The following is a 15,198-nucleotide window of genomic DNA, read 5'->3' as shown; positions in this document are numbered from 1 at the left end:
AGTCACCGAACCTTCATAACGTGAATAGCCTAAACCGACTAGATGATTGGCACAGACTTTTGCTTGTTCAAATAAGGGCGCGACTAAACCGTAAACTTGACCACGATGCTGTACACATTCGCCGATTGAATAAATTTTAGGATCATACGTTTGCAAAGTATCATCAACTAAAATCCCACGTTCACATTGTAAACCTGCTTGCTGGGCTAAATTGATGTTAGGTCGAATTCCTACCGCCATCACCACTAAATCCGCATCAACGCTTGAACCATCTTTAAATTTCACCGCGCTGACTTTGCCATTTTCACCTAAGATTGTCTCAGTTTGGGCTTCCATTTTGAAATTTAGCCCTGTGTCTTCCAGCGAGCCTTTTAATAAGCTAGAAGCACTTTTATCCAGTTGGCGTTCCATCAAAGAATCAAGCAAATGCACTACAGTGACGGTCATACCTTGTTTGCGTAAGCCATTCGCTGCTTCTAAACCGAGCAAACCACCACCGATGACCACCGCATTTTTACCAGTTTTGGCAGCGGTTAACATGGTATTGACATCTTTAATGTCTCTAAAGCCAATCACGCCTTCAAGTTGATGTCCCGGAACAGGAATAATAAACGCAGTTGAACCCGTGGCAATCAATAAACGGTCGTATTCAAGTACAGTGCCTTTATCGCTTTTGACTTGATTACGTACTCGATCGATTTCAACGATTTTTTCGCTTTTATATAAGGTGATGTTATTTTCTGTATACCATTCCGCGCTATTTAAAATAATATCGTCAATGGTTTTTTCGCCAGCAAGCACAGGAGAAAGTAAAATACGATTGTAATTTTCATGCGGCTCTTCACCAAATACGCTGATTTCATACATATCTGGTTCAAGTTTAAGAATTTCTTCAATGGTACGCATACCTGCCATACCGTTGCCGATGCACACGAGCTTTTTCTTCACAGGAAACTTCTCCTAAAGATAGGAATTTTGATGACACTTTCGGGGGGAGAGCATAAACCAGACCAATTTGTTAAGCCTTGATTTATATCAATTTTTACTTTTCAAATATCTGAGTATTGCACTAGGTTAGAGCAGCTAAGTATAAGTTGCACTACAAAAAAACACTATTTTCAATGTGGATTAATGTACAAATAAAACCATGATTTTTTGGTCTTTAGCCTGACATATCCCTATTTTTTGAATAAATCCATTGAACTCTATTTTTAGCGTCCAATTTGCATTCAAAGTATGATGGCATCATGCCAATAGTCTATTTCAGGGCGATTTTCGAGCTTAAAAGTGCTATAAATAAGCGTAATAGTTAAGTTTCCAAAAGGTATACCCAATGCACTACTCAACTAAAGCATTGCTGCAAATAATCAGTCTATGTTTATTCTTCTGTTCAAGTTTCAGTTATGCGATTAACACCGCGCCACGATTACTGCCTATTACTAATGAAATGGTTGTACTTGGACAGGCTGTAGTGATACAGCCACAAGTAATTGATGTTGAAAAAGATAGCCTGCACTTTAAATTGCGTTATACGCCACCCAGTGCCAATATTAATAGCCAAACGGGCTTGTTTTCTTGGCGGCCTGCTGCTGAGGGCACATTTAGAATTGCTATTGTGGTGGAAGAAACCAATCATGGTGCGGATAATCTCAGCACCGAACAAATATTTAATGTCACGGTAGTCAGTAAAAAGTTAGATGAATTTGGTTTGTCTCAGTTGGATATTGAGCAATTAGATAGCACGCTTATTAAAACTCTGCCTGCTGAAGCGTTTTCAACATTTAATGATTTAGATGTGCAAAAATTCCCAGCTGCTACATTTCAAGTGATTTCGCCTAAGCAATTTGCTCAATTTACGGCCAGTGCAATTTGTGGGATTACAACAGAGCAGTTTAGTCAATTACCTGTCGAACTCTTAGGCTATTTAAATGCTCAAAGTATGACGGGTTTTACACCTTCAATTATTCAGATGTTCAGAGCAAAGCATTTAGAAACCTTAGATAAAAGGGAAATTAAACGCATTCCTTCACGCACTATCGCCAGTATTTTAACTAACTTAGATGCAAAACAAGTTGTACCAACAGAAGTTGAATATTTGTTACCTGAAAATTGGCAAATTGATGCTGTGACAGGGAAATTGTCTGCACCTACGGGGGCATCTTTAACTTTTAAAGCGCTGCATTTAGACAGGACTATCTCTGATAAAACACAGCTACCTTATGATGTACCTGATTTAAATACCCATTTTGCTTTGGGTGGTGACACTAGTGATGCTGATGATAGTGTTTTAGATGATTTAAACGAATTGTTGGCACAAAATGAATTCTCATATTTACAGTTATTTCAGAATGAAGGCGGTATTGTTTCTGCTCAAGGTCAACAAAACGGGCTTGATATTGAGTACGCAATGTTTCCAGATGCACGACATATTATTCAAAAGGCGGAGCATGAACAAATAGGTTTGAATCTGGGCAATAATAATAGTTTAGAGTTTGTGACCAGCCAAAAACAGGCCTTTTCTATGTTACCCGCTCCCAAAGATTTCACGGCTTTAGAACAATTGGTTGGTGAACAAGGCTCTATTAAAATAGGTAAAAATGGGGAAATACTATTACGCTATTTTGATGAAGATACACAAGCTTATCGCCGTAGTTTTGTGATGTTTGATTATATTGTGCAAAAGTCTTTTAGTCGAAATCAGCGAGCAGGGATTCAATTGCCACAGCGTAATGATAAAACGGTACGAGCAATTCGAGAAGGTCGGGTGGTGTATGATGATGGTAGCACTCAAAATATCTATCCTACTGTTTTATATCCCGAAATATTGATTGGGCTGTTGTATGCAGTTTCTGGCATCGAGCAAGTGATTTATAACATAGAAGGCAGCTTTTCTATTAATTTGTCAGGGGCTAATTATGTGTTACTGCCATTGGATGGGTTTAGTTCTCAGCAATTGGATGCGGGACAAGTGGTTAATCCAAGTATCAATCTGAGTTCTGAAACTGTATTGGATTACACGGTACAAGATGATGATAGGGTATTGATTTTCAGCTTATTGATTAGTGTCTAATCGAATTGCAATCCGTCTTTTACTTTTAAATTTAAAAGGTTGAAAACCTCTGTTCTGATATAAAAATAGCTTTTATGATTAAGAACAGAGCAGCCTCTCCTTAGTATTAAAAATGTTGCAAAATTTCTTCACGTAAATCATTTAATTTAGCATGGAAAAAATGCCCTGAATCTTCCATCCAGACTAATTTAGGTCGAGGAGTTTGGGTTTCAATCCATTTCTTAACTTCTTCAGGTGAAACCACTTCATCTTGACCGCCCTGAATCACCAAGGTTGGTACATCGCTCACATGTGCATCAGACACCGAAAAATCAAAGCGCTGAACTGGTGGAGCAACTAGTAATAAACGGCTGACATTTAAATCATGATGAGTACGCAATGACACAAAGCTACCGAATGAAAAACCGCCTAGCCATAATTCTGTCGGTGCATAAATATCTCGCACCCATTTGGCCACCGCGCGTAAATCATCACGTTCCCCGTCACCATTGTCAAAACTGCCTTCGCTTTTGCCCACACCACGAAAGTTAAATTTCACCACACCGACACCCATAGAATTCAGTGTGCTGCCAATCATGTACACCACTTTATTAGTCATCGCACCACCATGGGTTGGATTGGGATGACATACAATAGCGTAACGTTCTGGCTGCGGATTATCTTTCGGGCAATTGACCATAATTTCTAATTGGCCGACAGCACCTTGAATTAAAAGCTTTTGTTCTTGACAAGCTGGCATTAGTTTTCCACTCTTAAACGTTCAACAATGCGGCCATTTTGTAAATGTTCTGAAATGATTTCATCAATATCCGCTTCGTTTTTAAATGTATACCAAATTGCTTCAGGATAAATCACTAACACAGGGCCTTTTTTACAACGATTTAAGCAGCCCGCGGTATTTGCACGCACACCTTGACGAATTAAATTTAACTCTTTTGTTCGTTGCTTCATATAATTACGCAATTCCAACGCATGATGATCTTGGCAACAGGATTCACCTTCTGCACGTTGGTTAGTACAAAAAAAGACGTGATATTTATAAAATGAGTCTGTCATAGTTGTGTTACTTCGCTTAAAAACCTTAGATATGAGTCACTATTTAAAAAAACATACATGATTTCAAAGGCTGACCGTAAAAGTGGTGAATTGAGCTACTCTAGTATTGATTAGGAATCTAAAAATGTGTTTTATTTAAGCAGAATAAATTCTGTATGTCTTGTATAGTCATTTTATTTTAAGATGATACAGGACTGGTAGTCCTAACACTCAAGATAGAATTGACTATATTTTGATTTTATCATTCGGAATCAGTGACTATTGCCATCTCTTCCGTTCTGTTACTAAAATAATTCACGCCCAAAGACAGAAAACTAAATGCAATAATGCCCGCATAATTGGCAGCTAAATCAATCAAATCAAATGAGCGGTTGACTTGAAAATACTGGGAACATTCTTCTAGCGTAATCACGATAGCGACAAAGACACTACCTTTTAAAATTGGCCAGTTTCCAATATGCCACGCGCTACATTTCAGCGAATAATTCACCATAAAGGCAAGACCACCAATCAGTAAAAAATGGAGTATTTTGTCACTGTAAGGGAGTTTGAGCAGCAAAAGTGAAATAGGAGGTAACATCCCAAAATTAGCTAACATGATAATGATAAAAATCAGTAATACATACAAAACAGTTACGCGAATATTCATAAAAAACCTTATTGCTCAGCCTGTTGCTCTGTTGCACGACGAATGGCCGCTTCATCACAAATGCCATCAATGTCTAGCTTAATATAATTTGAATTAACCCAGCCTTTGACCGTGTCATTGTATTCTAAATAAAGCCACCACGAACTATCTTGCAAACGTGATTTTCGAGTATAAGAAACACAATCAGTATTTGTTGGTATCACACCCAAACGCTTATGAGTCGAACCAGGAAACTCGCGTACAACTAAGCCGCCATCTTTATCATTAGCAGAAATATTGATGATGTCAACATACAGAGGCAAGCCTAATTTATCTCTAATACTTTGTTTATCAATCAATGCTCCAACGACTTCTGGCTCAAAGTGCTTAAGCTTATTCAGAATCCGCTGATTATTCATCCAACGTTTTTGTTCTTCAACTAATTCTTTCTCCAAATCAATATTGAGCTGGCCTAGTGTCGCTGTTTCTTCTACTAATTGCCGTTTGGCCACTTGTGCTGCGTGCTCCTGCTTTTTGAGTTCTTGATTTTGATTGGTAAAAGCAATACCTAAGCCCGCGAGCAGTAACAATAAAACAAAACTGCCAATGGCGGCAAAAGAACATAAACTCCGTGCCCAAAGTGAAGGCCTTGTAATACCCAATGTTTGTAAATGGTCAGGCATTTGTACCGATAATGGCGGCTCTGCGATTAAACGATCACGCCATTGAGAAACTGTCCGTGGTCGCCGATCTTCATTAAGCTCTAAAGCCCAATCAATCGCACTCAATAAACTACGTCGATAACGCCCTTTACCAATTTTCGCTGCCGCTTGCATGGGGTCTTTCATCACCCGACGGGTGGCAGGTGGTGGGGCTTCCCCACTCACTGCAAAATACATCACAGCCCCTAAAGCATAAATATCTGTCCAAGGGCCTTGCTCTTCTGCTTCATTATCATACTGTTCTAATGGCGCATAGCCCGGACTGACAATGCTAGTGACGCTGCGGCTGATTTGGCCAATCGCATAACGTGCTGAACCAAAATCTAACAATACAGGTGTATTATCTTTGCGGATATAAATATTATTCGGTTTAATATCACGGTGCAGAAAACCCGCTTCATGAATTTGTTCTAAGCCATCTAATAAAGGTAGAACAATGGATAATAATTCTTCTTCTGGAATAATGCCGCGTTTTAGACGTTCGGTTAAACACTCACCTTCTTGATATTCCATCACCATGTAGGCTGTGCCGTTTTCTTGAAAGAAACGTAGTACGCTCACAATATTGGGATGAGAAAAACGGGCAAGAACCCTTGCTTCGTCAGTAAAACACTTTAAACCCCAGTGGAAAGATTCAGCATCTGAGCTAGATTTGACATAAACAGTGCTTACGCCTTCGCGGATTGCAAAATCGCTAGGTAAATATTCTTTAATTGCAACATGCTGCTCTAAATTGGTGTCTGTTGCTAAATATGTAATGCCAAAGCCGCCCGGCTTACCGAGAATAGATTCAATTCGGTATTCATTTAATTGAAAGCCTTTAGGGAGACTGTTGCGGTGCTCTAAATCGTCCAAGGCAGGTAAAATCCCTATGCTTTAGTGATGGTTTATAAATGGCTACTACTTTTTGATTACCAAGTATAGTACGGTCAATCCATTTCTGTTGTGCTATTTTACCTAAGAATGCTGTCAGGATAAATCTATGTTTGCAATATTTATCAGAATTAGACTAAATAATGGATTTAAATCGAACATGATTAGAACTTAATTTATAGAAATAAATAAAAAATGTTCTTTGAAAAACATCAAGTAAAATGACACAATATAGACTTAAACAAGCTGCAGGCTCGGGGGCATTATGTTAATTAGTGTTGGCGTTTTAACAGGGACTTATGTTGGGTATCGGGTATATGAATTTGTCCAATCCAAAAAGGCCAAGCCACGCCCAATTAATGAAGCAGCGGCAATTCAGCAAGAATCTAAGCAAGACTTAAAATCACTGGATTTGTCTCAAAAAGAAGCCGACCGTTTTTATAATTTAAGCCTAACTAGCATGACTTTGTCTATTGTCAGCCTGTTTTTTCCTGTTGCCACCATTATCAATATTGGCGTGATTAGCTATCTTAATATTCCTGTGTTTAAGCGGACTGAAAAATTATTATTCGGTCATGGCAAATTAGGTAATGATGCCTTACTTGGTTTGTTCACTGTGGCTGGCGTGGCATTAAATCAATTTTTTGCAGTGGCCTTAACATTCTGGTTTTATTATTTTGGTAGCCGTGTGATTGCCAATATTAATGACTATTCAAAAAACACCTTCACCCGTGCGTTCAACTATATACCACCAACCATTTGGGTTTTACGTCAAGGTTTAGAAATAGAAATTCCAACTGCTTATGTCAGTCAAGGCGATGTAGTGATTATCAATCGTGGCGATGTGATTGCGGTTGATGGCTTTGTGATAAAAGGTGAAGCGGTGGTTGACCAACATGCGGTCACAGGTCGTGAACAGCCTTTAATTCGTGAAATCGGCCAGCAAGTGGTTGCAGGTACACGAGTGATACAAGGCACAATTCATGTAAGGGCTGAACGGGTGGGCAAAGACCGAACTTTGATGCAAATTGCTGAATTGGTCAGCCAAGATGCTCGAAGCCGTGTACAAAATACACAATTACGTGGCGATAAATGGGCTGACCAAATCGCATTGTTATTTTTAAGTTTATATGGTTTGGCTGTGCTCACCGTTGGCCCTTATCGTGGATTAGTGGTATTAACAGGGAAATTTGGTAATCGTTTACGCGCCGTAACGCCATTAGGTACATTGAGTTTTATTGAAATTGCCCATTACAAAGGGATGCTGGTTAAAGAAGGCATTGCTTTAGAAAATATGCGTAATGTGGATACGGTTGTAGTGGATATGGTAAGTTTTATTCAATTCCTTGATATTAAAAAAGTTATTATCGAAGGCCGTCATAGCCAAGAAGAAATCCTCGGTTATGCTGCTTTAGCAGGTCAGGGCATTACCTCGCCAGCGATACAATTTATTAAAGAGGCAATTCAGCAACGTGGTTTAACTGCTCCTGATATTGAAGAAGCTATTTATCACACACGGCATGGGTTAGTGATTCAATGGCAACAGAATGAACTCGTTATTGGTAACTTGGCTGCGATGAAGCAAGAAAAAATCAAATTGTCTCGTTCTGCTTATCAATTAATTGATTTCTGCGAAGTACCGAATTATGCCATTGTCTTTATTGCTTTAAACGGCAAAATGATTGGTGCAATTGAGCTTGAAGCCCAGCTTAATATTCAGGCTGAAGAATTTACCAAAACTTTAGATCATTTGGAACAAGTGGTATTGATTTCAGAAGAAGATCAAGCTACAACCCGTCATATTAGTCAACGCTATGAGATTGAAGATTATTTTTATGATGCAAATCTAGCTGATAAAGTTGATGTTGTAGAGGAATTACAGCAAAAAGGTCGTAAAGTATGTTATGTCGGTGATGGTTTAAGAGATATTGATGCAATGAAAGCGGCTTATATTTCAACGTCAGTGCGTAATATTTCAACAGTGATGCACGATAAAGCCCAAATTATGTTAATGGACAGTCAAATTGAGCAGTTCCCACAATTGTTTGATTTATCAGAACGTTTATCTAAAAATTTATTTACCTCTTTGGTTTTAACTGTCAGTCCTACGGCAATTAGTGTACTTGGTGGTTTCTTCTTTACTTTGAGCGTGACTGCGGCCATGTTGATTAAAATGTTGGCGTTCGGTTTGGCGATTGGTAATGCTTCTTTGCCTTTATTGATGATTCCATTGGAGGAAATTATGAAGCAACAAGAAAAACGCAATGAAAATCAATAAACTGTTTTAATCATGAGACTCGCAACACTCAGTGTTACACAAATTATCAAAGCCTTACGGAATTAACAGAAAACAATGATTGTCGGTATCGGTGTAGATATTAGTAGTCAAATCCGCATTCAAAACAGTGTGGACAAATTGGGCGATAAGTTTTTACAACGCATTTTGACGGATGAAGAAATTACATTATGTCAGCGTTATCGCTTACCTGTTTCCCGTTATGCGGGACGTTTTGCAGTGAAAGAAGCGTTTATGAAAGCCATTGGGACAGGCATGTATAAAGTCGGTTTTCATGATATTCAGGTATTTAATCGAGAAAGTGGCGCACCGTATATCAAAGTCTGTGGTCGCGCCCAACAAATTTTAGCTGAATTAGAAGTGCAAAATATCCACGTCAGTATTTCACACGATATGGATATGGCTGTAGGTATGGTTGTTTTAGAAAAATAAACTTTTTGTGGGAAAGAACAGGGGTACATCCATTTTCTTTCCTGATTCTTCAACGACTGTATGCCCCGTAACTTCAAGTTTTCTGCTTTTCATCTATTTGATAATAAATAAAAATCCCCACCAACAATAAACTAAAAACTAGCCATAAAACCCATTTTGCACCCCATTGAACATAAGGTGTTGCACCTTGATAAGGCTGAGCCATCGCCCGTAAGTTATACACTTCAAACTGTGGTGCTTGAGCGGTGATTTGGCCTTGATGATTAATAATGGCTGAAATCCCTGTATTGGTCGAACGCAGTAAATAACGCCCTGTTTCTAAAGCTCGCATTCTAGCAATTTCTAAATGCTGATGCGGTGCAAGCGAATGACCAAACCATGAATCATTGCTCACATTTACCAATAAACTGGCTTTAGGTACACTTTGTAAAATCTGTTCAGAAAAAGCACTTTCATAACAAATCGACGCGCCAATAGTTTGGTTAACTGCCTGTAAGTATTGTTGTTGATAGTCACCTCTGGAAAATTCAGACATCGGGACATTAAAAAAGTTTAGCACCATACCAACATATTGACTTAACGGGATATATTCACCAAATGGGACAAGATGATATTTATAATAAAATGTCTCGGTATCACTTAGGCCAATAATGGCATTGTAATATCTAAACTCGCTTTCCTGCACGATAATACCCGTCATGAATTCAGTACCATGTTTTTGGTGATTTTGTTTCAGGCGTTCTAAATAAGGTTTTGCATCATCATAAAATAAGGGCATCGCGGTTTCAGGCCAAATAATTAAATCTGCATTGAGATCACGCTGGGTCAAGGAAAAATATAAACGAAGACTGTAATCAATTTCTGCCCATTTCAGTGCTTGTGGTACATTGCCCTGAATTAAAACCACATCAATCGGCTCATCAATTGGCTGCGTCCATTCAATTGTTTTCAGATATGCGCCCGAACCCCAGACAGTCACTAATATTGCACTCAGCAAAATCCAATGTTTTCGATTTAAATACACATAAGCTAACAGACTTGCGGTTAAAGCGGTGAGCCAATTTAAACTATAAATACCCAGAATCGGAGCAAAACCTGCTAATGGGGAATCGATTTGACTGTAACCAATGTAGAGCCAAGGAAAGCCCGTAAATAGCCAGCCTCGAATCCATTCTGTGATAACCCATAAGCTGGGAACAATCAATAAAGCCACAGGCAGGGAAAATTTAGAAAAATATCGATTGAGTAGCCATATAGCTAATGCAGGAAATAATGCAAGATATAGAATAAATAAGATGGTAATTGTTATTGTGCCAATCAGCGGTAAATCACTGAATTGATAAAAGCTCAAGCCCACCCAAGAAACACCGACTCCAAACATGCCCAAGCCAAAGGCATAACCACGCCACCATGCCCGTTTTGTACTCACATTTTGGACGAGAATGAATAAGGCAGCTAAAGAGATAATGCTGACCCAAAACCAGCTAATTGGCGCAAAGGCCAGCGGTATGGCACAGCCTGATAAAAATGCGATAAAATCGAGGAAATAAGGTTTTTGCATGGATTGGAAAAAATATAAAAGGCTGAGTTGCTATAAATGGTGAGCTCATGTTTTCGAAGATTATCTGCAGTCATTGTTAATCTGCAAATAATCACGGTTTTTAATAAGTTGAGCTGGCTTAATTAGCTTTAGGTAATATTTTACTCATTAGCTATATTCTGGATTTAAGGGGGCTTTTTATATAAAATCATGCCCTCTGTTTCAATACCTATAGTTTACACAAATTTTGTGAATAGAATATTTCTAATATTTCGCGTTGCACTTGCTTTTTAACCTTTTCACGTTCGGCTTTGGTAAAGTCTGTTGATATCTCATCGAATAAATAATTATCCAGATCAAACTCATTCAGCATCATTTTAGTGTGAAAAATATTTTCTTGGTACACATTCACGTCAATCATTTGATACTTATCTTTAGTATCTTTAGAAATATAATTTTGAATCGAGTTGATCTTATGATCGATATAGTGCTTTTTACCTTTTTTATCGCGCGTAAAACCACGTATACGATAATCCATTGTCACAATATCCGAATCAAAACAATGAATGAGATAATTCAATGCTTTCAATGGAGAAATTCGTCCACAGGTCGATACATCAATATCCGCTCGAAAAGTGCTAATCCCATTATCAGGATGGCTTTCAGGATAAGTATGTACCGTCAAATGGCTTTTATCCAAATGAGCCACAATTACATCAGGTAAAGGGCCTGGGGCCATGGTATTAGACAATATTTCAGATGAAACTGGTTCTTCAGAAATAAGAATAGTCACACTAGCACCTTGCGGATCATAGTCTTGACGCGCAATATTTAAGATATTCGCCCCAATAATATCAGCAACACGGGTTAAAATTTGGGTCAGTCTTTCAGCATCATACATTTCATCGATATATTCGATATACCGTTGTGTATGTTTATCTGTTTTCGCATAGCAAATATCATAAATATTAAAGCTTAGCGATTTGGTTAAGTTATTAAAACCCTCTAATTGGATTTTCATATCTTTAGGTTTTTTTGGTTTTGGAGGATTTTCAGGCATGGCTTTATCCTAAAGAAAGTGCATAATTTAGTTGCTTATACACCCAGCTGTGGATATTCAATATTTGCATCACCATGTCATCCATGGCAATGCAAATGTAGCGTTTTTTCTTAGTCACTATTGTATCAAATGTTTATGACTTTACGCTTTTACTAATGGAGGATGATAGATAAACTGTACAAGATTACCATCGGGGTCATAGCAGTAAAAACTATGTGCACCATCACGGTGGGTACGAGGTGCTTTTTTTATTTTTACCCCATTATCAACTAAATAGTCATGCCACAAGTTAACTTGGTCAATAGACTCGATAATAAAGCCAATATGGTCTAAATGCTGATTTTTATCAGTTAAGTCTTCGGCAGCCTTATGAATTGCTACATTATCTGATCCAGAAGTTAAATAAATGTTATCAGGATCGGGTCGCCATTCAATAGCCATTCCGACGAGGTCTACATAAAAATGCTCACAGGCTTTAACATCAGAAACGTTTAAAGCAACGTGGTGCATACCAAGAGTAGGATTAGGTTTTGTCATCAATGCGTTCCCTGACTAAAGGATATGTTATCAAGGGATAAAGAAATGGTGGCTATGGGTGGAATCGAACCACCAACCTCAGCATTATGAGTGCTGCGCTCTAACCGATTGAGCTACATGGCCATTGACTTGAGAGGGTTTGTATTTTGCTATTTTACGATTTAAAAGTCAAGCCTTAAAATGAAAAAAAACCTGTTTTTATCCTAATTTTGAAATTTTTATTATACAGATTAAAACTCTGTCGTTAGAAATGAGTTGATTTGCTCAAAAATAAACGCTTTCTACTCTACAACATATCTTGATTAGCCATAATCATTAACCAATTTAAATCAATTAGCCAGTTTGACCTCTAAGCAAGCAGCAAAATGACTCAAACAGCAATAGATAGCTCTAAAAATACAGACAAACTAGATAATTGAGAATTCAAAAAGTGTTACAATTTATTGCTAAAATGAATAACGTTTCCCATTGAGAAAAACGAGAAACTTAGACAAGGTTTAACTCACTCATTTTATAAAAATATTAAGGCATAAAAGTAAAATAACATCCTGTGTTATCAATGCACTTGTGCCATAATTGCCCATTGAAAACTAATTAATTGAAAAGAGATTATGCAAGCATTTACAACTTTGACTGGCTTAGCAGCCCCTTTAGATAGAGCGAACGTAGATACGGATGCGATTATTCCTAAACAGTTTTTAAAATCTATCAGCCGTACGGGTTTTGGCCCTTATTTGTTTGATGAATGGCGGTATATGGATCATGGTGAACCCGGAATGGATTGCACCAACCGTCCATTAAATAAAGATTTCATCCTGAATCAAGCATGTTATGCTGGTAGCCAAATTTTATTAACACGCCAAAACTTTGGTTGTGGTTCAAGCCGTGAGCACGCACCATGGGCTTTAGAAGATTATGGCTTCCGTGTTATTGTTGCGCCTAGTTTCGCTGACATATTTTTTAACAACTGTTTCAAAAATGGTATTTTACCCATCGTTTTAGACGAAGCGACAGTGGATCAATTAATCAAAGCGACCGAAGCGACTGAAGGCTATCAACTCACTGTAGATTTGCCATCACAAACGATTTCTACACCAGAGGGTGAAAAAATCAGCTTTGAAGTGGATGAGTTTAGAAAAACATGCTTGTTAGAAGGTTTGGATGATATTGGTTTAACATTACAACATGCAACTGAAATCCAAGCTTTTGAATCAAAATATCAGCAATCTTATCCTTGGTTAAATCAGTAAGCTCATAAAATAAAAAAGCCCATATTCAACTTCATTATTGCAGCAGAATACGCGCTTTTAGGGTTGGTCATGTTATTTGCCAACCCCTTTATTTTGGATTAATCGTCCAAACTATTCATCAATAATACTCATCTCACCGCGCCATTCAGCTTCATTACTTACCCATGGTTTAGCAAATTTATCAGGAATAGGCCCCATCCAACCTGGATAAATATCTAAAGTCTCCTGTGTAATTGGAAATACAGGCACTTCAGAATGTTCAGGAATATTATTACCCGTCAATAGTGCATAAGTTAATTTCAACGCTTCCGCACCTAAAGGCCCACAAAATTGCGCAGAATCAATCCGAGTCAAACGTTTTTGTTTAATATTTTCAACTGACTTTGGATCACCATCAATCGTTGCAACAAAAATTTCAGTTCGTTGTGCTTTTGCTAATTCATCAACGACGCTTAAACCACCACCATCATTGACTGTAAAAATCACATCAATACTGCCTTTCTCGGGAAAATCTTGCAAAATTTGCTGACCCGCTTTTTTACCTGAAATAGGTTCAACAGCTTCATAAGTTTTTAAAATATCATAAGCTTGAGAATACTCATCCAAGGCATCTATAAATCCATTGACCCGTTGCACAGTTGAAGAAACCAGTGGATATTCAACAATGACTAATTGGATTTCGTAATCGGCATCAAAATTAGCGGCAACATACTCACCATCTAAATAACCAGCTTGGTAATTATTAGACGTGACATAAGCGGTTAATTCGCCTTTTTTAATATATTGGTCATAAGCAATCACAGGAATATTGGCTTTATTCGCTTCGACCAATGGGTAAGCAAGTGCTGCATTATCAGATGGTTGGGCAATAATTGCATCTACTTTTTGAGCAATAAGTTCTCGCATTTGGATGATTTGTCGTTCAGTACCTTCATCGCCATCACCTGCCACATGAGGAATAAGTGTAATTGTAGGTAAATTATTTTGTTCAGCTTGTTGATTAATTTTTTCTGCTTCAGCTTCTAAACCTTTGCGCATTGCTACTTGGCCGGGGATATTCATAGACCAATAAAGCACACCAATGGTTTTAGTTTCAACGGCATAACCCGTCAGTGAAAATAAGTATAAAATACTGAGTAACAGCGACTGTAATGTACGCATTATGTTCTCCTGTTGTTGTACACTATGGTTAAAATAAAACAATGCTACATCTAATCTAAACCTGATTTAATAATTATCAAGCTTTTAAATAATCAATATTGAAAAACGATAACCGACTTACGTTCTGTATTCGGCATTAATTCGAACATAATCGTAGGATAAATCACATGTCCAAACCGTTGCTTGTGCTTGGCCACGACCTAATTCAACTCGGATGCTGATTTCTGATTGTGACATCACAGCTTGTCCTTGTTCTTCAGTATAACTAGCCGCGACTCCACCTTGTTCAACAACACATACAGAACCTAAATAAATTTTAATTTTTGCAATATCAAAGTTTTGTAATCCTGCCCGACCTACTGCGGCCAAAATTCGTCCCCAATTGGCATCACTGGCATAAAATGCGGTTTTTACCAATGGAGAATGGGCAATCGTATAGGCCACATCTAAACATTCTTGTTCATTTGAGCCTTCTGAAACCTCAATACTGATAAATTTCGTTGCACCTTCCCCATCTTTGATAATGGCCTGAGCAAGTTGAATACATACCTCAGTTACCGCTTCAGCCAATGC

Annotated in this window: 14 protein-coding genes and 1 tRNA gene; 4 read left to right on the top strand and 11 right to left on the bottom strand. The window is 38.0% G+C overall.

The genetic code is table 11. The features are described from left to right. Window positions 1–948: NAD(P)/FAD-dependent oxidoreductase (locus ABXH34_RS13030; protein ID WP_353572320.1), on the bottom strand; the 948-nt coding region annotated here is incomplete at its 3' end. Between the two features lie 385 nt (window positions 949–1,333). Here ABXH34_RS13030 and ABXH34_RS13025 point away from each other — a divergent pair. Next, a complete protein-coding gene (locus tag ABXH34_RS13025; protein WP_353572319.1) occupies window positions 1,334–3,070 on the top strand; it encodes a hypothetical protein in 1,737 nt (578 codons plus the stop codon). Window positions 3,071–3,176: 106 nt separating this feature from the next. Here ABXH34_RS13025 and ABXH34_RS13020 read toward each other — a convergent pair whose 3' ends face one another. From ABXH34_RS13020 to ABXH34_RS13005, 4 genes are all read right to left on the bottom strand, one after another. Beyond that, window positions 3,177–3,809: an alpha/beta hydrolase gene (locus ABXH34_RS13020; protein WP_353572318.1), complete on the bottom strand. Its 633-nt coding sequence runs from the start codon at window positions 3,807–3,809 to the stop codon at window positions 3,177–3,179. Then, the gene (locus ABXH34_RS13015) at window positions 3,809–4,126 is read right to left on the bottom strand and encodes a (2Fe-2S) ferredoxin domain-containing protein (RefSeq protein ID WP_353572317.1); all 318 of its coding nucleotides are present in this window, start codon (window positions 4,124–4,126) and stop codon (window positions 3,809–3,811) included. The genes ABXH34_RS13020 and ABXH34_RS13015 overlap by 1 nt, the downstream gene beginning before the upstream one ends. A gap of 241 nt (window positions 4,127–4,367) precedes the next feature. Continuing rightward, entirely contained in the window at window positions 4,368–4,775 is a 408-nt protein-coding gene (locus tag ABXH34_RS13010; RefSeq protein WP_353572316.1) for a VanZ family protein, read from the bottom strand. 8 nt (window positions 4,776–4,783) lie between these two features. Beyond that, a complete protein-coding gene (locus ABXH34_RS13005; RefSeq protein WP_353572315.1) occupies window positions 4,784–6,331 on the bottom strand; it encodes a protein kinase domain-containing protein in 1,548 nt (515 codons plus the stop codon). A 283-nt stretch (window positions 6,332–6,614) separates the two neighbouring features. Here ABXH34_RS13005 and ABXH34_RS13000 point away from each other — a divergent pair, with 283 nt between their 5' ends. After that, window positions 6,615–8,627 carry a P-type ATPase actuator domain-containing protein gene (locus ABXH34_RS13000; RefSeq protein WP_353572314.1) on the top strand — a complete coding sequence of 671 codons (2,013 nt, stop codon included), beginning with the start codon at window positions 6,615–6,617 and terminating at the stop codon, window positions 8,625–8,627. 75 nt (window positions 8,628–8,702) lie between these two features. After that, entirely contained in the window at window positions 8,703–9,077 is a 375-nt protein-coding gene (gene acpS, locus ABXH34_RS12995) for a holo-ACP synthase (protein ID WP_353572313.1), read from the top strand. 73 nt (window positions 9,078–9,150) lie between these two features. Here acpS and lnt read toward each other — a convergent pair whose 3' ends face one another. The 4 genes from lnt to ABXH34_RS12975 all read right to left on the bottom strand — a co-directional run bounded on the left by lnt (window position 9,151) and on the right by ABXH34_RS12975 (window position 12,337). Further along, entirely contained in the window at window positions 9,151–10,638 is a 1,488-nt protein-coding gene (gene lnt / locus ABXH34_RS12990) for an apolipoprotein N-acyltransferase (protein WP_353572312.1), read from the bottom strand. A 208-nt stretch (window positions 10,639–10,846) separates the two neighbouring features. Then, window positions 10,847–11,677: an adenosylmethionine decarboxylase gene (speD, locus tag ABXH34_RS12985; protein WP_502710414.1), complete on the bottom strand. Its 831-nt coding sequence runs from the start codon at window positions 11,675–11,677 to the stop codon at window positions 10,847–10,849. A gap of 141 nt (window positions 11,678–11,818) precedes the next feature. Beyond that, on the bottom strand, window positions 11,819–12,214 hold the full coding sequence (locus ABXH34_RS12980) for a VOC family protein (protein ID WP_353572311.1): 396 nt from the start codon (window positions 12,212–12,214) through the stop codon (window positions 11,819–11,821). Window positions 12,215–12,260: 46 nt separating this feature from the next. Further along, window positions 12,261–12,337, bottom strand: a tRNA-Met gene (locus ABXH34_RS12975). Between the two features lie 488 nt (window positions 12,338–12,825). Here ABXH34_RS12975 and leuD point away from each other — a divergent pair. Beyond that, window positions 12,826–13,464 (top strand): 3-isopropylmalate dehydratase small subunit, encoded by a 639-nt coding sequence (leuD, locus tag ABXH34_RS12970; protein WP_353572310.1) that lies wholly within the window; start codon window positions 12,826–12,828, stop codon window positions 13,462–13,464. 111 nt (window positions 13,465–13,575) lie between these two features. On the opposite strand, the gene ABXH34_RS12965 is transcribed toward leuD, so the two are convergent. After that, window positions 13,576–14,625 (bottom strand): sugar ABC transporter substrate-binding protein, encoded by a 1,050-nt coding sequence (locus tag ABXH34_RS12965; protein WP_353572309.1) that lies wholly within the window; start codon window positions 14,623–14,625, stop codon window positions 13,576–13,578. Between the two features lie 117 nt (window positions 14,626–14,742). Continuing rightward, a partial coding sequence (locus ABXH34_RS12960) for a bifunctional ornithine acetyltransferase/N-acetylglutamate synthase (protein WP_353572308.1) occupies window positions 14,743–15,198 on the bottom strand: 456 nt, incomplete at its 5' end.

Source organism: Candidatus Albibeggiatoa sp. nov. BB20, assembly GCA_016744725.1.
Classification (GTDB): domain Bacteria; phylum Pseudomonadota; class Gammaproteobacteria; order Beggiatoales; family Beggiatoaceae; genus Albibeggiatoa.
The sequence above is the reverse complement of the archived record's forward strand: the minus strand, read 5'-3'. Positions and strand labels throughout refer to the sequence as shown.